Consider the following 18,625-nt stretch of genomic DNA (forward strand, 5'->3'; position numbering starts at 1 on the left):
TCACATCCTCCCCAGAAGGCTGTCGGAGATGACCCGCAGCTGGATCTCGGAGGTGCCCTCGAACACCTTGGTCAGGCGCGCGTCACGCCAATAGCGCTCCACCGCGTGATGGGTGGTGTAGCCGGCGCCGCCATGGATCTGCAGCGCGTCCGAGGTCACCCGCTCGGCCATCTCGCTGGCGATATATTTGGCCATGGAGGCCTCGCGGTCACAGCGCACGCCGGTGTCGATCTGGTTGCACACGAAATGCGTGAACTGCCGGCAGGCCTCCACCTCAGTGGCCATGCGGGCGATCTTGAAGCGGGTTTCCTGGAAGGCGGCGATGGGCTGGCCGAACTGCACCCGTTCCTTGGAATAGGTGATGGCGTCTTCCAGCCCCGCCCGGGCGACACCCACGGCCCGCGCCGCCGTCTGGGCGCGGGCGCTTTCCAGCCCCTGGGTGGCGTAATAGAAACCCTTGCCTTCCTCACCGATCATGTTTTCGGCGGGAATGCGGAAATTGTCGAAGGCCAGCTCATAGGTCTTCATGCCGAAATAGCCGATTTTCGGAATGGGAGATCCGGCCATGCCTTCGGGGAACTCACCCCGCTTCTTCTCGAAGATGAACATGGACAGGCCGAGATGCCGCTTTTCCGGCGGCGCCTTGGAGGTGCGCGCCACCAGGATGATGAAATCGGCTTCTTTCGCGAAGGTGCACCAGTATTTGTTGCCGGTGACGAGATAGCTGTCGCCGTCCTTCACCGCGCGGGTAGTCATGGAGGCCACGTCCGAGCCGGCGCCCGGCTCGGACATGGCGAAGGCGCCCACCATCTCGCCGGCCGCCATCTTGGGCAGGAAGTGCTTGCGCTGGGCCTCGCTCATCTGGTGGCTGCCGATCAGCAGGTTGCCGCGCACGATGATGGAGCCCACCGACATCCAGCCGCGCGCCAGCTCCTCGGAGACGAGGCAATATTCAAAGCAGCCGAGGCCGAGGCCGCCGTATTCCTCCGGAATGAGGATGCCGAAATAGCCGAGCTCGCCCAGCTTGTCGCGCAGCGCCATGGGGATGTCCGCCCGCTCGGGATCGAGCTTGTTGGCGAGCGGGATCACCTCGCGGCGGGTGAACGCGCGGGCATGCTCCTGAATGGCGCGCCGCTCTTCGGTCATATAGGTCATTGAGCCGTTTCCTGCTGGGCGTTTTCCGCTCCCGCATCCTGGCGGGGCCTGGCGCGCGGAACCATGTTGGTGCGCACGAACGAGATCACCCGCTCACCGCGCTGGTTGAAGCCCTCGGTGTGCCAGGTGGCGATGCCCATCATGGCGTTGGACGAGGACTCCCGCAGGCCGGTGACCGTGGAGCGAGCGGTGAGCGTGTCGTCGGGATAGACCGGCGCCTCATAGGCAAGGTCGTCGACCCCGAGAAACGCTCCGCCCACCTCCGAGAGGTCCTCCACCGAGAGGCCGAGAACCAGGGTGAACACCATGAGCGGGTTCACCGGCGTCTCGGGGTGGCCGAGCGCGATTGCATACTCGCGATTGAAGTAGAGCGGGTTGAAGTGCAGCGTGAGGGTGGAGAACAGCGCTGCCTCGGAATTGCGCAGCGTGCGCCCCCAATGGTGCTCAAAGCGGCGACCGATCTCGAACGCCTCGAAGTGGTTGCCTTTGGGAACAGGCACCGCGGTTTTCAGGAAATCACTCGTCATATCAAACGCGAAGCCTCCAGCCACACGCGTGACCCCGGCCCGCAGGCCGCGCCGAATCTGCGTGCCCAACATTTAGACACATTAAATTCAGTGCACTCAGTTTGATGTGATGAAACAAAATGTCAATGGCTGATATTTTGATGACATCGAAACTTGACAGGAAATTTTCGATCACACTAATTGTCGTGAGGAGACCCCGGGAGGCCGGCGCGCAGGGGCGTTGAGTGACTCATCCGGGGGTGGAAAGACGACCGTGAAAGACACATCGAAGGCCACGACGGCCAAGCAGAAGGCGGCGACGGCCGCGACCCGCCCGGTGGATGCCACCGGGGCCGAGGGCGCGGCGCCCGATCACGCCAAGGCAAACGACAGCAAGACGCACGAAAACCTGGCGCACGAGACCAAATCGAAAGGCGGGAAGACGAAGGATAGTCAGGCCAAGGCTGCGAGCGAGCCGGTGGCCGCCACCCCACCTGCCGACACCTCGGAGCCCAGCGCCGACGACATCCATGCCGAGGCCGATGCCCGGGTGGGCGCGGTGGTGCGCGCCGAGCGACTGCGCCGCGGCTGGTCGCTCGGCAAGCTCGCCGAACAGGCCATGATCTCCACCGGCATGCTGAGCCAGATCGAGCGCGGCCTCGCCACCCCCTCGCTGCGCACCCTGCGGCTGCTCGCCGGCGCCCTCGATGTGCCGATCACCCAGTTCTTCGAGGGCGACAATGTTCCGCCCACCGCCAACCCGTTCATCGTGCGTGCGAACGAGCGGCATTGCCTGAACCTCACCACCACCGGCATCAACAAGATGTTCCTGATGCCGCCCGGCTCCAGCCTGATGGAGATGTGGGAGTTCCGCTTCGCCCCCGGCGGCACTTCCGGCGGCGCCCTCTACAACCACAATGGCGAGAAGGCCGGCGTAGTCGTCAAGGGCCGCATCAAGCTGCTGATCGGCGATGACACCTATGTGCTGGAGGAAGGCGACAGCTTCCGCTTCTCCAGCATGCTGCGCCATCGCGTGGACAATGATTCCGACGAGGAGGCGCGGGTGATCTGGGTGGTCACCCCGCCGGCATCGGGAGGCCGCGCGCCCTCCCGCCAGTAGCGGCCCGGCGGGCTCCTCCGCCGCCCCACATCGCTGAACGCAAGGCTGACCCGATGAAGAAAATTCTCGTGGCCAATCGGGGGGAGATTGCCCGCCGGATCTTCCGCTCGTGCCGCCAGCGCGGCCTGGCGACGGTGGCCGTCTATTCCGAGGCGGACGCCGGCACCGCCCATGTGGCGGAAGCGGACGAAGCCGTTCTGCTCGGCCCCGCCGCGGCGCGCGAGAGTTATCTGAAGAGCGATGCCGTCATCGCCGCCGCGCTCCGGTGCGGGGCCGATGCCCTCCATCCCGGCTACGGCTTCCTGGCGGAGAATGCGGATTTCGCCGCCGCCGTCATCGCCGCCGGCCTCACCTGGATCGGCCCCGCGCCGCAGACCATCCGCGCCATGGGCGACAAGCAGCGCGCCCGTGAAATCGCGCAAGGCGCCGGCGTGCCCGTGGTGCCCGGCAGCGCCCGTTTCGAGGGCACCGCGGAGGGCTGGCAACAGGCCGCCGATGCGGTCGGCTATCCGCTGCTGGTGAAGGCGGCGGCGGGCGGCGGTGGCATAGGCATGCGCCGGGTGGATGCCGCCGAAGGCCTCGCCGCCGTGGTGGCCGCCACCCGCTCCATGGCGGCCCGCGCCTTCGGCGACGGCACCATTTATTTCGAGCGTTTCGTGCCCACCGCCCGCCATGTGGAGGTGCAGGTGTTCGGCTTCGGCGATGGCCGGGCGGTACACCTGTTCGAACGTGACTGCTCGCTGCAGCGCCGGTTCCAGAAGGTGATCGAGGAGAGCCCCGCCCCCGGCCTCCCAGCCGCGGTGCGGCACGCCATGGCGGACGCCGCCGTGCGGCTGTGCGCGGCCACCCGATATGCCGGCGCCGGCACCGTGGAATTCATCTTCGATGTGGAGAAGGAAACCTACTTCTTCCTGGAGATGAACACCCGCATCCAGGTGGAACATCCGGTGACGGAGATGGTCACCGGCCGTGATCTGGTGGGCCTGCAGCTCGACCTTGCCGCCGGCACCCTCGCGCCCTTCGACCAGGAGAGCGTGGCGACCTCCGGACACGCCATCGAATGCCGGCTCTATGCGGAAGATCCCGCCCGCAATTTCCTGCCCTCCCCCGGCATGCTCAGCACCTATGCGGAGCCACCCGCCGCACCCGGCCTGCGGGTGGATTCCGCCTATCGCGAAGGCGATGCCATCACCCCCTTCTATGATCCCATGATCGCCAAGCTCGTCGTTCACGGCGAGACGCGCGACGCGGCGCGCCTGCGCGCCATCGAGGCCCTCAAGGCCTTCATGGTGGACGGCCCCACCACCAACAAGGCCTTCCTGATCGCCTGCCTCGAAGACCCGGAATTCGCCGCTGGCCGCGTCGATACCGGCTTTATCGAGCGTCGCCGCGCCATGCTGATCCCGCCGCGTCCCGCGGCCGCCTGAGCGCCGACGTCCTTTCCCCTCCCACACAGCGGAAGCCCAATATGAGCAGCACGCCCATCGAACGCCTCGGCATCGGCCCTCGCATGTCCCAGGTCAGCATCCATGGCGGTGAGACCGTCTATCTGGCGGGACAGGTGGCCAGGGAAAAGGCCGGCGCCTCGATCCGCGAGCAGACCGAGGAGATCCTCGGCAATGTGGAGCGCCACCTCGCCTCCGTCGGCTCCAGCAAGGAGCGCATCCTGCAGGCCACCATCCTGCTCGGCGACATGGCCTCCTTCGATGAGATGAACTCGGTTTGGGATGCCTGGATCCCGCAGGGCCACACCCCCGGCCGGGCCTGCTACGAGGCCAAGCTGAACCGTCCGGCGCTGGGCGTCGAAGTCATCATCATCGCGGCACGCTGAGCGCAGGCGGTCATGGCTCATCCCAGCTCCCACCTTCTCGACTTCTATATCGACGGCGCCTGGCGCGCCCCGGCCTCGGCGGAGCGCGCCGCGCTCATCGACCCGGCGACCGAGGCGCCCATCGGCACCGTCGCCTTGGGCGACGAACAGGATGTGGATGCGGCCGTGGCCGCCGCCCGCGCGGCCTTCGCCCGCTTCAGCACCACCCCCGCCGCCGAGCGGGTGGCACTGCTGGAGCGCATCGCCACACTCTATGAGGCCCGCCTCGACGACATGGCCGCGGCCATTTCGCAGGAGATGGGCGCGCCCAAGCGCATCGCCAGGCGCGCCCAGGCGGCCGCCGGCCTCGCCCACCTGCGGCAAGCCGCGGAGGCGCTGCGCGGCTTTGATGGGGAAGAGCAGATGGGCCCCACCCGCGTGGTGCGCGAACCCATCGGCGTATGCGCCCTCATCACCCCCTGGAACTGGCCGATGAACCAGATCGGCTGCAAGGTGGCGCCGGCGCTCGCCGCCGGCTGCACCATGGTGCTGAAGCCCAGCGAGGAAGCCCCGCTTTCCGCCCTCCTGTTTGCCGAAATCCTGCATGAGGCCGGGGTGCCATCGGGCGTGTTCAACCTGGTGAACGGCACCGGCGCCGGCGTCGGCGCCGCCCTGTCGCGCCACCGGGATGTGGACATGGTGTCTTTCACCGGTTCCAACCGGGGCGGCGTGGCGGTCGCCCAGGCGGCGGCGGAGAGCGTCAAGCGGGTGCACCAGGAACTGGGCGGCAAGTCCCCCGCTTTGATCCTCGACGATGCGCCGCTGGACAAAGCGGTGAGCGCCACCCTGAAGGGCGCCTTCCTCAACAGCGGCCAGAATTGCGACGCGCCGACCCGCCTGTTGGTGCCCCGCGCCCGCCTCGCGGAGGCCGAAGCCGTGGCCCGCCAGACCGCCGAAGGCCTCGTCGTCGGCCCACCCGGTGATGACGCCACCGTCATGGGCCCGGTGGTGAATGCCCGCCAGTTCGCCCACATCCAGGCGCTGATCGCCGATGGCCTCGCGGCCGGCGCCCGGCTCGTCACCGGCGGGCCCGGCCGCCCGGAGGGGCTCGACCTGGGCTTTTACGTCCGCCCCACCGTGTTCTCCGGCGTGGACAACGCCATGCGCATCGCCCGCGAGGAGATCTTCGGCCCGGTCGCCTGCCTCATCCCCTATGACCATGAGGAAGAGGCCATCGCCATCGCCAACGACACGGCCTATGGCCTCTCCAGCTACGTCTGGTCGGCGGATCTCGATCGCGCCCGCCGCGTCGCCCGGCGCATCCGCGCCGGCATGGTGCACATCAACGGCGCCTTCTCCGATTTCGCCGCCCCGTTCGGCGGCTACAAGGCGTCCGGCAACGGCTCGGAATGGGGCCGCTACGGCCTTGAGAGCTATCTGGAAGTCAAATCCATCTTCGGCCACGGCTGATCCTTGCCCCCCGCCCGCCTGCGGCCGGGGGCCGCGCGGGCATCCCACCTGGCTTCAGGAGCCCGCGTCATGAGCTTTACCGACAAAGTTGTGGTGATCACCGGCGGCGGCCAGGGCATCGGCCGGGCCTATGCCCTGGCCTTCGGCAGCCGCGGTGCCGCCGTCGTCATCGCCGACACCAATCTTGCAGCCGCCACGGCGGTTGCGGACGAGGTGAAGGCGGACGGCGGCAAGGCCATCGCGGTGGCCACCGACGTGTCCGACGAGGCCAGCACCCGCGCCATGGCGGACGCCGCCAAGGCCGCCTTCGGCTCCATCGACATCCTCATCAACAATGCGGCGGTCTTCTCCACCCTCACCCTGAAGGGGTTCGAGGAGATCTCGGTGGAGGAGTGGGACCGCATGTTCGCGGTCAACACCCGCGGCGTGTTCCTGTGCGCCAAGGCGGTGGCGCCGATCATGAAGCAGAACCGCTACGGCAAGATCATCAACATGTCGTCGGTGGTGGTGGATACGGGCCGGCCCGGCTACGCCCATTATGTGTGCTCCAAGGGCGCCGTGGTGGCGCTGACCCGGGTGCTCGCCACCGAGCTCGGGCCGTTCGACATCAATGTCAACGCCATCAGCCCCCACGGCATCGCCACCGAGGTGCCGCGCAAGACCATCACCGAGGATCAGTGGGCGGGGGTGATCGCCTCCCAGGCTATCCGCAAGAAGGGCGGGGTCGAGGACATGATCGGCATCGCTTTGTTCCTCGCCTCCGATGACAGCCACTACATCAGTGGCCAGATCATCGGCCTCAACGCCGGCGCCCACTACAACTGAGCGCCAACGGCGGGGAGCACGCGATGGAGACGCCGCAGGATGCCCCTGGCGCCGGCTCGACCGGCGCCCTCGCCACCTTCATCACTTCGGCGGAGATCCCGGCTGAGGTGACCGCGCGGGCCGTCCCGCTGCTGCTCGATACCCTGGCCGTGACCCTGGCGGGCGGGCGCGAGCCGGCGGCGCTGCAGCTGGCCGCCACCCTGCCCAGGGATGGATCGGTGGCCGGCACGCCCTCCTTCTGGGCCCCCCTCACCTACCGGGCGGACGACGCGGCGCTGCTGTTCGGCGTGGCGAGCCACGTGCTCGATTATGACGACGTGAGCATGCTGGCTCTGTGCCATCCCAGCGCGCCGGTGCTCGCGAGCCTCCTGCCCCTGTCGTGCGGCCATTCCGGCCGGGCGATCCTTGCCGCCTTCGCGGTGGGCACCGAGGTGATGATCCGGGTGGGCGAAGCCATGGGCTTTCGCCCCTATGGCCTCGGCTTCCACGCCACCGCCATTCTCGGCCCGCTCGGCGCGGCGGCCGCCGGCGCACGCCTCATGGGGCTCGATGCCCGCCGCACCGGCCACGCTCTGGCCATGGCCGCCAGCCTCGCCGGCGGCATCCGAGCCAATTTCGGCACGCCGGTGAAATCCCTGCATGTGGGGCTGGCCGCCGCCCATGGCCTCAAGGCGGCGCAATGGGCCGCCGGCGGCCTCACCGGCGCGCAGGAGGCCTTCGACGGGCCGGTGGGCTTTCTCCATGCCTTCTCCGGCGGGGAAACGTCCGGGCTGGGCGCCATCCGCCTCGGCGCGCCGTTCGCGCTGGTGGAGCCGGGGTTTGAGCAGAAGCGCTATCCGTGCTGCTACATGCTGCACAAGATCGCCGAGGCCACCCTCGCCTTGCGCCGCGCCCACGGGCTGGATCTTACCACGGTGCGCGCCGCTCACGTGGAGATGCCGCCGGGCGGCAGCGGCCCGCTGATCCATCCCTTTCCGCGCACCGGGCTCGAGGCGCTGTTCAGCGGACCCTATTGCGTCGCCGCGGCCCTGGCCGATGGGGAGATCACCCTCGCGAGCTTCACCGATGAGCAGGTCATGCGGCCACAGATCCAGGCCCGCCTGCACGACATCATTCTCGCCGAGCGCACGGGCGCCGCACTCTCCGGCGCCGCCATCGCCCACGCGCCGGTGACGGTGCAGATCACCACCACCTCCGGGCAAAGCCTGTCCTACACGGTGACCCTTCCGCCCGGCTCGTCGGCCGATCCGGTCACCCCCGCGCAATTGCGCGCCAAATGGCGGGACTGCCTGCTGCGGGCCGCGCCCCATGCCGATGCGGAGACGGTGGAGCAATTGTTCGAACAGGGGCTGCGGCTGGGGGAGATGGCGACCCTCTCCCCCTGGCTGTCGGAGCTGCGCGCGACCCTCGCCCGCCCGGGCTGAAGGGCCGCGCCGCCCGCATCACGCCGCGCGGGCGATGGCTCCGGCGAGGATCTGCGCCATCTCGCCGATCTGCGCCGGCGTGACGATCAGCGGCGGCGACAGAGCGATGATGTCGCCGGTGACGCGGATCAACAGGCCCTTGGCGAGGCAGTCCACGAACACGTCATAGGCGCGCGCGCCCGGCGCGCCGGGCCGGGAGTCCAGCTCGATGCCGGCGACGAGGCCGATGGTGCGGATGTCCGACACATGGGGCGCGGCTTTGGGCGCGGCTTTCAGGTCGTGCATGGTGTCCGCCCACAGATCGGCCAGGCCGGCGCCACGGGTGAGCAGGCCCTCTTCCGCATAGATGTCGAGGGTGGCGAGACCGGCGGCGCAGGCCACCGGATGGCCGGAATAGGTGTAGCCGTGGAACAGCTCGATGGCCTCCACCGGCCCCTGCATCATCGCATCATGCACCGCCCGGCTCACGAACACCGCACCCATGGGCACGGCGCCGTTGGTGATGCCCTTGGCGGTGGTGATGATATCCGGCACGACGCCGAAATAATCGGTGGCAAACGGCGCCCCCAGGCGACCGAAACCGGTGATGACCTCATCGAAAATCAGCAGGATGCCGTATTTTTTGGTGATCTCCCGCAGCCGCTCCAGATAGCCCTTGGGCGGCAGCAGCACGCCGGTGGAACCGGCCATGGGCTCGACGATGACGGCGGCGATGGTATCCGCCCCATGCAGGCCCACCAGGCGCTCCAGATCGTCCGCCAGTTCCACCCCATGCTCGGGCAGGCCGCGCACGAAGCGGTTGCGGGCGGGATCATGGGTGTGGCGCAGGTGATCCACCCCCGGCAGCAGCGGGCCGAAGGTGCGCCGGTTGTTGACGAGGCCGCCCACCGAGATGCCGCCGAAGCCCACCCCGTGATAGCCGCGCTCGCGGCCGATGAGCCGGGTGCGGGTGCCCTGGCCGATGGCGCGCTGATAGGCGAGCGCGATCTTCAGCGCCGTATCCACCGATTCCGAGCCGGAGCCGGTGAAGAAGACGCGGTCGAGCCCCGCCTCCGGCCCGCCGGGGGCGATGGCCGCGAGCCGCTCGGCGAATTCAAAGGCCAGCGAATGGCCCATCTGGAAGGAGGGTGCATAATCGAGGGTGGCGAGCTGCCGGCCCACCGCCTCGGCAATCCTGGCGCGGCCGTGGCCGGCGTTCACGCACCACAGGCCCGCCGTGCCATCCAGCACCTTCGCCCCGTCCACGGTGGTGTAATACATGCCCTCCGCCGCAGCCAGCAGCCGCGGCGCCGCCTTGAACTGGCGGTTGGCGGTAAAGGGCATCCAATAAGCCTCGAGCGGGGCGGCGTTGGACAAGGCGGACTTGGGGGCAGCGGTCATCGGAAGGTCTCCTTCGCGGCCAGCAGATCCGGTTCGCGATTTGCCAACAAGTCCTTTTCTTGATTCCCGCAAGCCACTGATTTCTAATGGTCATGACCGCATCTGTTGCGGATCTTGAACGCCTGAAACAGGGGGATGCCATGGAGATGGATGTGGGCGCGCGGCTGCGCTTCGTGCGCACCCGGCATGGCCTGTCCCAACGGGCCCTCGCCAAGCGGGCCGGGGTGACCAATTCCTCCATCTCGCTGATCGAATCCAATGCGGTGAACCCCTCGGTGGGGGCGCTGAAGCGCATCCTCGACGGCATCCCCATCGGCCTTGCGGAATTTTTCGCCCTGGAGCCGGAAAAGCCCACCCAGGTGTTCTATGCGGCCGAAGAATTGGTGGAGATCGGCAAGGGCGCGATCTCCTATCGCCAGATCGGCGACAGCCTGTTCGGCCGGGCCCTGCAGATCTTGAAGGAGCACTACGCCCCCGGTGCCGATACCGGCCGCGTGCCCCTCGCCCACGAGGGGGAGGAAGGCGGCATCATCCTGTCCGGCCGGCTGGAGGTGACGGTGGATGGCGAGCGGCGCATCCTCGGGCCGGGCGACGCTTATTATTTCGAGAGCCGCCGACCCCATCGCTTCCGCTGCGTGGGACCCGAGCCCTGCGAGCTGGTCAGTGCCCTGACCCCGCCGAGCTTCTGACCCCCCAAACGCAAGATCGCGCCGGGCGGGGTGCCCGGCGCGATCTCATGTTTCTCAGGCACAACCGTCAGCTGGCGGCGGTCACCTTGCCCTGGCGGATGTCCTCGGCGATGGCGGCGGGGTCGCGCTCCTCGGCCGGGCCGTAGCCACCGGCACCGGCCATCTCGAAGCGCAGCACGTCGCCGGCGTTGAAGCGGCGGGTGAATTTGGAGGGCAGGGCCTCCTCCGCCGCCGTGCCCGGATTGAGGATGGAGCGGGCATGGGCGCCGCCCCCACCGCCGAACAGGCCGAACGGCTGCGACTTGAAGCGGTCGGAGCGCACCTGCACCTGCACATCGTCCGCCAGCAGCCGATACTGCCGCACCAGGCCGAGCCCGCCGCGATAGCGCCCGGCGCCGCCGGTATCCGGCAGGAAGCCGTATTCGTCGATGCGCAGCGGGTTTTCCGCCTCGATCAGCTCCACCGGCACGTTGGCGAGGTTGCCGATGCAATAGGGGCCGGCATCCTGCCCATCGGCATCGGGCCCGCCGCCGAGACTGGTGTTGTTGTGGAACTCCAGATGCAGGAAGCGCCGGCCGGCCCCGTCCGCCCCGGAGGCGGCGATGGCGAATTCCGAGCCACCGGCGCAGGCCGGCATGCGGCCCGGCAGCAGCAGCGCCAGGGCCCCGAGCACGATGGAGCGCAGCCGGAAGCCCACCTGCCCGCGCGAGCCCACCGCCGCCGGGAAGCTCACGTCCACGAAGGTGCCCGGCCGGGTGTTCACGGTGATGGCGCGATAGAGCCCCGCATTGTTGGGAATCTGCGGGCCGAGCACGGTGCGGATGGCGGCATAGGTGCAGGAGACGGCGAAGGCCCGGTTGCAATGCACCGCCCCGCCCTTGTCATCGTCGGTCTGCGAGAAATCGGCGATGATCTCGCTGCCCTTCTTGGTCAGCTTCAGGTGAATGCGGATGGGCCCGTTGCCGACGCCGTCGTCATCGTTCCACTCCACAAACTCCACCTCGCCGTCGGGCAGCGCGGCGATGTCGGCGCGGGTCAGGGTCTCGGCGTAATTGATGAGGTCGTCGAGATAGGCTTCGAGCACGTCGGGCTGCCAGCTGCGGGCGAGCTTCTCCACCTCGGCGGCGGCGGCGTCCAAAGCGGCGAGCTGGGCCCGCACATCGCCCATCACCCGGTCCGGCACGCGGGTATTGAACGCGATGATGCGCATGAGGGTCTCGTTGGGCACCCCCTTCTGCACCATCTTCACCGGCGGAATGCGCAGCCCCTCCTCGAACACTTCCATGCTGTCGGCGGCATTGCCGCCGGGCACCCGGCCGCCGAGGTCCGAATGGTGCAGGATGAGGCTGACGATGGCCACCCGCCGGCCGTCCACATAGACCGGCTTGAAGGTGAAGATGTCGTTCAGGTGGCTGCAGCCCGAATAGGGATCGTTGCTGGCCAGCACGTCGCCTTCATGGATGTCGTCGCCGAAATGGGCGAGGCAGGCTTCCAGCGCCGGCATCACCACGCCGAGATGCACCGGCACGGCGAGGCCCTGGGCCACCAGCCGCCCCTGCGCGTCGCAGACGGCGGCCGAGAAATCCATGGAGTTCTTCACGTTGGAGGTGCGCGCGGTGCGCGTCACCATCACCAGCGCGTTGTCGGCGGTGGTCACCAGGGCGTTCTTGAGGAGCTCCCGGCGCACCGGATCAATGGTGATCATGTTTCTCTCCTCAAGCGGGGCGGCGCGTGAGCACCACATTGTTCCAATCGTCGATGGCCGCATCCCAGCCGGGCAGCACCACCACCGTGGTGTCGTATTCCTCGATGATGAGCGGGCCGGCGATGGGGCGCGCGGTGAGGGCGCGGCGCGGCATCACCGGTGTCTCGATCCAGCCGGCATCGCCGAAGAAGGCGCGCCGCGCGGTCTGGGCGGCCGTCTTCTCGGCGCCACGCTGCACATGGTCAGGCATGCGCGGGGTTTCCGGCACGCCGTGGCACACCAGCTTCAGGGACACGAACTGGATCGCCTCCCCCGGCGAGTCATAGCCGAACACGGCGCGGTGCTCGGCATGGAAGGCGGCTTCCAGCTCGGCCAGGGCGTTCTCACCGTCCGGCACCGGCAGGGTGAGCGGCGCGGTCTGGCCGAGGTAGCGCAAATTGGCGAACAGCGCGAGATGACGCCGGCTCGCGTCCCGGAAGCCCTCCGAGAGCAGCATCTCCACCCCGCGCGCCACCAAAGGCGCGGCAGCGGCATCGAGGGCGGCGCGGTCCACCTCGGCGAGGCGCTTGTAGAAAGCCGCCACCAGCTGGTGCTCCACATCGGCGAACAGCATGCCCAGGGCGCTGAACAGGCCGGCCACCGGCGGCACCACGATGCGCGTCATGCCGGCCGCATGGGCCAGGGTGCAGGCATGCACCGGCCCGTTTCCACCGATGGCGAGCATGGTGTACTGGGAGGGATCGCGCCCCTTCTCAGAGGACACACCGCGCAGGGCGCGCAGCATGGTGGCATCGGCGATGGCATGGATGCCGTAAGCAGTGTCGGTGATGGAGAGCCCCACCTTTTCGCCCAGGGCCGCCATGGCGGTCCGCGCGCCCTCGATGTCGAGGGAGAGCTCGCCGCTCACCAGGGCCTTGGGGTTGAGATAGCCCAGCAGCAGATTGGCGTCGGTGACGGTGGGATCAGTGCCACCCCGGCCATAGGCCACCGGGCCGGGCTCGGCGCCGGCGCTGCGCGGGCCCACCAGAAGGCCGCCGGCGGCATCGCTGGCGGCGATGGAGCCGCCGCCCGCCCCCACCTCGGCGATGTCGATGGTGGGCACCTGCACCGGATAGCCGGCGCCCTTGATCATGCGCGTGCCGAGCGCGGCGCCGCCGCCCACCTCGGTCTCGGGGCAGAGCGAGAAGGCGTGCTGCTCGATGACGGTGGCCTTGGCGGTGGTGCCGCCCATGTCGAACACCAGCATGTCGCCCACGTCGATTTTCACGCCCAGCCGCTGGCCGCCCAGCACGCCGGCGGCGGGGCCGCTCTCGATGATGTCGATGGGCTGGCGCGCCACCACGTCGCCGGGGGAGATGCCGCCGCTCGACTGCATGATCATCAGCGGCGCGGTGATGCCGAGCCGGTCGAGCCGCGCCTTCAGGGCATCCACATAGCGGCCAACCACCGGGCGGATATAGGAATTCACCACCGTGGTGCTGGTGCGCTCGTATTCGCCGAGCTGCGGCAAGAGGTCCACCGAGGCGGTCACCGGCACGCCGGGCAGGCGCTCGGCCAGGATCGCCGCCGCTTCGCGCTCGTGGCTGGCATTGACGTAGGAATTGATGAAGGTGACGGAGACCGCCTCCACCCCTTCCGCCTTCAGGGTGGCGGCCGCTGCCTCCAGGCTGTCGCGGTCGAGGGGGATCAGCTCGGCGCCGTCGGCGTCGATGCGGCCTTCCACCTCCAGGCGCAGGCGCCGCTCCACCAGGGGATCGGGCTTGCGGTAATGGATGTCGTAGAGGCGTGGGGTGCGGTAGCGGCCGATTTCCAGCACGTCGCGGAAGCCGCGGGTGGTGACGAGGCCGACCTTGGCGCCCTTGCGCTCGATGATGGTGTTGGTGGCCACGGTGGTGGCGTGCACGAACTCGCCGATGTCGGCCGCGTCCACCGACAGCTCGGCGAGCAGCGCCGAGACGCCGGTTTCGATGCCCTGGCTGTAGTCCTTCGGCGTCGAAAGCACCTTCTTGCTGAAGATGGTGCCGTCATCCCGCATCAGCACGACATCGGTGAAGGTGCCCCCGATGTCCACACCGAGGCGATAGGAAGTCCGCTTCATGTTGGTTCCGTCGATGTTTGAACGGGCTCAGCGCAGCCGCGCGCCCGCGGGGATGGGCCACACATGGGCGATGCGCCCGTCGCGTATGGCGTAGATTTCGCTGTGGAGATGCACGGTGGTGTCGGCATAGCCCACCACGTAGCGCAGCCGATCGCCCACCCGCGGGGTGGCGCTGGGCGCGGCCAGCTCGATCTTGCCGTGCTCGGCGGAAAAGCCCACCTGCGCCACCTGCGGCACATCGAGCGGCACCGGCGTGCCGGCATCGGTGCTCATGGCCTTCTTGCCGGCATCGGTGATGATGCGGGTAGGCGTCGGCCGGCTGGTGACGGTGGCCAGCACCGTCAGCGCATATTCGAGCGGCACGTGGTAGAGGTCGTGATAATGCACGTCGCCGAACAGGATGCCGCCGGCCTGGATCTCGGTGACACCGGGCACGAAGGCCGAGGTGGCATAGGTGCCGGTGCCACCGCAGCTCACGATGTCGACGGGGATGCCCTGGGCCCGGCACAGATCGGCGCTCGCCACCAGGGAGCCCACCGCCGCGGTGATGGCGTGGCGCTTCTCCTCAGGATCAGCGATGCGGGTGGTGTGGCCCTCCCAAGTCATCACCCCGGTGAGACGCAGCGACGGATAGGTGGTGATGACCCGCGCCAGATCGAGCACCGGCGTCCCCGGCAGCACGCCGGCGCGGGCGGTGCCCGTATCCACCTCGATGAACACCCGGAGGACAACCCCGGCCTTGACCGCGGCGGCGGCCAGCGCCGCCACATTGTCCGGCCCGTCCACCGCCACCGCCACGTCGGCGCGGGCCTGCAGGCGCATCAGGCGGGCGATCTTGATGGGGCCCACCACCTGGTTGGCGATGAGGATGTCGGAAATGCCAGCATCCACCAGCATCTCGGCCTCCGAGACCTTGGCGCAGGTGATGCCGATGGCACCCGCCGCCATCTCCAGGCGCGCCATGTCGGGGGACTTGTGCACCTTGCAGTGCGGCCGCCAGTTGACGCCGGCGGCCCGGCAGGCGCCGACGATGCTCTGGAGATTGCGCTCCATGATGTCGAGATCCACCAGCAGCGCCGGGGTATCGATGGCGTCGAGGGGGACGCCGATCAGCTCGGCGAAGCTGCTCACTTCAGCACCTCCGGCCGGCAGGCGAGGAACAGGCTCACCACGTCGCGGGCCTCGTCCAGCGCGTCGAGATTCATCACCGTCGCCTGCAGCGCCGCCACCGGCGCGTCGGCGGCGTTGAAGCCCCAGCGCAGGCAGGAGGCGAATTTGGCGAACACCTCCGCCTCGCTCATGGGCTCCTCGGGGGCGCCCTTCATGGTCTGGCGCTCGGCCACCAGGGTGCGGCCGTCGGCAAGCTCCAGCACCACCCGGGCGGGGGCGATGGCGGTGGGTTCGATATCGGCACCGGCGATGGTGGAGAAGCGGGCGGCGAACGCCACGTCATCGGCGCGGATGCGATCGGGCGTGAAGCTGCCGATCTCCACGCCGCCATCCACCAGCGCGGCGGCGAAGGCATAAGCGGCGTTGAACTGGGCATGCACCACGGGATTGGGATGGGTGCGATCGAACGGCGCACCGACGATCTTGCGGTTCACCTCGCTCAATTCGATGGTGCCGCGCACGATGTCTTCCGGCTTCAGCCCCTGAGCCCGCAGCTCCAGCGCCAGCTGGATGGTGGTGTGCACGCAGCGGCAGCACGGATAGGGCTTCATGGAGAGGTCGCGCACGTGCCAGGACCTGCCGAGCCCCTCGGTGAGGATCTCCGGCGTCACCTCGCCCCGCTCATAGAGCTTGAACAGGCCCGCCTCGCCCTCCAGGAAGCGCGCCGGGCCAGTGATGCCGTTGGCGGCGAGATGGGCGGCGAGCACGCCGGAACGGGCGGCAAAGCCGGGGCCGACCCGCTTCGCCAGCGCCCCGTCGGCAATGAACTGGGTGGTGCCAGACAATTGCACGAAGGCGAGGGCCAAGGCATTCAGCGTGCGCTCGGCATCGAGCCCGAACACCTTGGCGGCGGCCGCGGCGGCGGAGATGGTGCCGAGCGCCGTGGTGGGGTGCCACCCCTTCCCCAGCGAATTGTAGCAGGTGAGGCCGAGCCGGCAGAATACTTCCACGCCCACCGCCAGCGCGGTGATCATCTCGCGGCCGGAAACCGGGGTCTCCTTCGCCTCCACCGCCGCCAGAACCGCCGGCAGCACCACGCAGAACACATGCACCCGGGCCGGATCATGCTGGTCGTCGAAATCGAGGCTGTGGGCGGCGGCGCCATTGGCGAGCGCGGCGGTGGCGGGGTTGGCGGTGCGGCCGGTGAGCAGCATCGTCGCCTTGCCGCAGGCTTCCCAGGCCGACAGGGCCGCGGTCAATTCCGCCATGCCCGGCGCCCGCGCCGCGCCGCCGATCACCCCCAGTGTATCGAGGGTGAACAGCTTGACGATGCGCACCACATCCGCCGGGAGATCCTCGAAGCTGAGGCCGGCGAGGGTGGTGGCGACGGCCCGTCCGATCGCAGGATCGGCGGGCGGCAGGGGCGTGCGGGCAGCGGGCGTGCGGGCAGGGGTCATCTGGTTCATGGCGTCACGCAGGGATACGGGTTCAGGCGTGGATGTCGTGGCGCAGGAGATCGGAAATCTCGCGTCGCAGGTCCAGGAAGGCGGGATCGAGCTTCATGCTCTCCTGCCGGGGCCGGGCGAACGGCACCACGATTTCCCGCAGCACATGGGCCGGGCGCTTGCTGAACACCAGGATGCGATCGGCGAGGTACAGCGCTTCCTCGATGCCGTGGGTGACGAACAGCACCATCTTGCGCTCCGCCTCCCAGATGCGGACCAGCTCGTCCTGCAGGATGTCGCGGGTCTGCACGTCGAGGGCGCCGAACGGCTCGTCCATCAAGAGCAGGCTGGGGCGGATGCAGAAGGCGCGGGCAATGCCCACCCGCTGCTGCATGCCGCCGGAGAGCTGGTGCGGCCAGGCGTGTTCGAAGCCGCCAAGGCCGACGAGGTGCAGGTAATGCCGGGCCTGCTCCAGCCGCTCGGCCTTGCCGACCCCCATCACCTCCAGCCCGAAGGCGACGTTCTCCAAGGCGGTGCGCCAGGGGAACAGGTCCGCCCCCTGGAACACCATGCCGCGACCGGTGCCGGTCTTGCCGGTGATGTCCTTGCCATCCAGCAGGATGGTTCCGGAATCCGCCGGCACCAGGCCGTTGATGATCTGCAGCAAGGTGGACTTGCCGCAGCCGGAGGGGCCGAGGAGCGCGACGAACTCGCCCTCCTCCACCTCCAGCGACTGATCCACCAGCACCGGCGCGCCGCCGAAGGCCTTGGAAACGTTCTTGACGGAAAGATGAGCCATTTCAGGCGAGCTCTTTCACCGCGCGATCCACATAGGTGCGATCGATGATGTTTTCGAGCTTCAGCGTGCCCTTGAGCGCGCCGGCCTCCTTGTAGACCGGGATCATCTTGGCGAATTCATCCGGCGTCATGGTCTGCATATCGTTCGGGAACGCCTTGATGTCCTTGGTCAGGGTCTCCCACACCGGCTTCAGGACAGCGTCATCGGCCGCCTTGAGGTCCTTGGAGGAGGCGTAGGTGGCCACCTGCTGCTTGTACCAGGCATAGTCGGAATTGGTCTTGCGGAAGGAGGTGAGCACCGCCTTCAGCAGGGCCACGGCGGCCGCCTTGTTCTCGTCCGGCTCCAGCCACTTGGCGGTGGTCATGACAATGGCGCTGAACCAGTTGCCGAACTCCTGCCAGGGCTTCACCAGGATCTGGTAATTGCCCCGGGTGGCAAGCTCGGCGGCCTGCTCCACATGCATGGGCACCGCATCCACCCGGCCGGCGATGAGGGCGCGGGCGCGATCGCCGGAAGATCCCATCTCGATGAAGTTGATCTTCTTCGGGTCGATCTTGCGCTTGATGAGGGCGCCCACCAGCATCACATACATGAAGTCGCCGATGGAATTGACAGCGATGGTGCCGCCCTGCTCGGCAATCTGCTCCAGGCTCTTCACCTTGTCGGCGTTCGACACCACCACCTGCGAGGTGTTGTTGTAGGACAGGCCGATGATCTTGACGTCGGCGCCGGCTTCCGCCGCCGCCAGGGTGGAGGCCACGTCCGCATCACCGAAATCGGCGGCGCCGGCGATCACCTCCTGGGCAATCTGCGGAATCTTCTTGGTGGGTCGCACCTCGGGCTCGCCATAGCCGGGAATCTGCGGCAGCAGCGAACGCAGCGCGGCCTGCATGGGCACATTGATGGCAGCGGCGGAGGCGAGCGTGTTCACCTTCAGCACCCGGCCGGTCTGGGCCATCGCCCCCGGCACCGGGCCCAAGGTGATCACCCCAAGGCCACCCAGCCCCGCGGCAAGGCCGGCGCCCGCTCCGGCGCGCAGGAAGCCGCGCCGGCTCACATGGTCGAAGTGCGACATCTGTTGATCCTCTG

General features: G+C 68.5%; 16 protein-coding genes. 7 read left to right on the plus strand and 9 right to left on the minus strand.

What is annotated here, in order from left to right:
• Both ACU4E7_RS04955 and ACU4E7_RS04960 read right to left on the minus strand, forming a co-directional pair.
• A complete protein-coding gene (locus ACU4E7_RS04955; RefSeq protein WP_447020845.1) occupies positions 1-1,155 on the minus strand; it encodes an acyl-CoA dehydrogenase family protein in 1,155 nt (384 codons plus the stop codon).
• Positions 1,152-1,682 (minus strand): MaoC family dehydratase, encoded by a 531-nt coding sequence (locus ACU4E7_RS04960; protein ID WP_273546364.1) that lies wholly within the window; start codon positions 1,680-1,682, stop codon positions 1,152-1,154. The genes ACU4E7_RS04955 and ACU4E7_RS04960 overlap by 4 nt, the downstream gene beginning before the upstream one ends.
• A 253-nt stretch (positions 1,683-1,935) precedes the next feature.
• Here ACU4E7_RS04960 and ACU4E7_RS04965 point away from each other — a divergent pair, with 253 nt between their 5' ends.
• From ACU4E7_RS04965 to ACU4E7_RS04990, 6 genes are all read left to right on the plus strand, one after another.
• A complete protein-coding gene (locus tag ACU4E7_RS04965; protein WP_447020846.1) occupies positions 1,936-2,781 on the plus strand; it encodes a helix-turn-helix domain-containing protein in 846 nt (281 codons plus the stop codon).
• A 53-nt stretch (positions 2,782-2,834) separates the two neighbouring features.
• Entirely contained in the window at positions 2,835-4,208 is a 1,374-nt protein-coding gene (locus ACU4E7_RS04970) for an acetyl-CoA carboxylase biotin carboxylase subunit (protein ID WP_447020847.1), read from the plus strand.
• A gap of 41 nt (positions 4,209-4,249) precedes the next feature.
• Entirely contained in the window at positions 4,250-4,612 is a 363-nt protein-coding gene (locus ACU4E7_RS04975) for a RidA family protein (protein WP_447020848.1), read from the plus strand.
• A 12-nt stretch (positions 4,613-4,624) separates the two neighbouring features.
• Positions 4,625-6,061 carry an aldehyde dehydrogenase family protein gene (locus ACU4E7_RS04980; RefSeq protein ID WP_447020849.1) on the plus strand — a complete coding sequence of 479 codons (1,437 nt, stop codon included), beginning with the start codon at positions 4,625-4,627 and terminating at the stop codon, positions 6,059-6,061.
• 69 nt (positions 6,062-6,130) lie between these two features.
• On the plus strand, positions 6,131-6,886 hold the full coding sequence (locus ACU4E7_RS04985) for an SDR family NAD(P)-dependent oxidoreductase (RefSeq protein ID WP_447020850.1): 756 nt from the start codon (positions 6,131-6,133) through the stop codon (positions 6,884-6,886).
• Between the two features lie 23 nt (positions 6,887-6,909).
• Positions 6,910-8,310, plus strand: coding sequence for an MmgE/PrpD family protein (locus ACU4E7_RS04990; RefSeq protein ID WP_447020851.1), 1,401 nt, complete (start codon positions 6,910-6,912; stop codon positions 8,308-8,310).
• Positions 8,311-8,328: 18 nt separating this feature from the next.
• Here ACU4E7_RS04990 and ACU4E7_RS04995 read toward each other — a convergent pair whose 3' ends face one another.
• Positions 8,329-9,690, minus strand: a complete 1,362-nt coding sequence (locus ACU4E7_RS04995) for an aminotransferase class III-fold pyridoxal phosphate-dependent enzyme (RefSeq protein WP_447020852.1) — start codon at positions 9,688-9,690, stop codon at positions 8,329-8,331.
• A 140-nt stretch (positions 9,691-9,830) separates the two neighbouring features.
• Here ACU4E7_RS04995 and ACU4E7_RS05000 point away from each other — a divergent pair, with 140 nt between their 5' ends.
• The gene (locus ACU4E7_RS05000; RefSeq protein WP_238123448.1) at positions 9,831-10,379 is read left to right on the plus strand and encodes a cupin domain-containing protein; all 549 of its coding nucleotides are present in this window, start codon (positions 9,831-9,833) and stop codon (positions 10,377-10,379) included.
• 67 nt (positions 10,380-10,446) lie between these two features.
• On the opposite strand, the gene ACU4E7_RS05005 is transcribed toward ACU4E7_RS05000, so the two are convergent.
• Genes ACU4E7_RS05005 through ACU4E7_RS05030 form a run of 6 tightly spaced genes read right to left on the minus strand, consistent with a single transcriptional unit; the run spans position 10,447 to position 18,611 of the window.
• Positions 10,447-12,084: a hydantoinase B/oxoprolinase family protein gene (locus tag ACU4E7_RS05005; protein ID WP_447020853.1), complete on the minus strand. Its 1,638-nt coding sequence runs from the start codon at positions 12,082-12,084 to the stop codon at positions 10,447-10,449.
• A gap of 10 nt (positions 12,085-12,094) precedes the next feature.
• Entirely contained in the window at positions 12,095-14,182 is a 2,088-nt protein-coding gene (locus tag ACU4E7_RS05010; RefSeq protein WP_447020854.1) for a hydantoinase/oxoprolinase family protein, read from the minus strand.
• Between the two features lie 27 nt (positions 14,183-14,209).
• Complete coding sequence (locus ACU4E7_RS05015; RefSeq protein WP_447020855.1) at positions 14,210-15,313, minus strand: DSD1 family PLP-dependent enzyme; 1,104 nt, start codon at positions 15,311-15,313, stop codon at positions 14,210-14,212.
• The gene (locus ACU4E7_RS05020) at positions 15,310-16,758 is read right to left on the minus strand and encodes an MmgE/PrpD family protein (RefSeq protein ID WP_447020856.1); all 1,449 of its coding nucleotides are present in this window, start codon (positions 16,756-16,758) and stop codon (positions 15,310-15,312) included. The genes ACU4E7_RS05015 and ACU4E7_RS05020 overlap by 4 nt, the downstream gene beginning before the upstream one ends.
• 22 nt (positions 16,759-16,780) lie before the next feature.
• On the minus strand, positions 16,781-17,536 hold the full coding sequence (locus tag ACU4E7_RS05025; protein ID WP_238123190.1) for an ABC transporter ATP-binding protein: 756 nt from the start codon (positions 17,534-17,536) through the stop codon (positions 16,781-16,783).
• Position 17,537: 1 nt separating this feature from the next.
• A complete protein-coding gene (locus tag ACU4E7_RS05030) occupies positions 17,538-18,611 on the minus strand; it encodes an ABC transporter substrate-binding protein (RefSeq protein WP_447020857.1) in 1,074 nt (357 codons plus the stop codon).
• Positions 18,612-18,625 lie beyond the last annotated feature (14 nt).

Source organism: Xanthobacter sp. ZOL 2024, assembly GCF_052932325.1.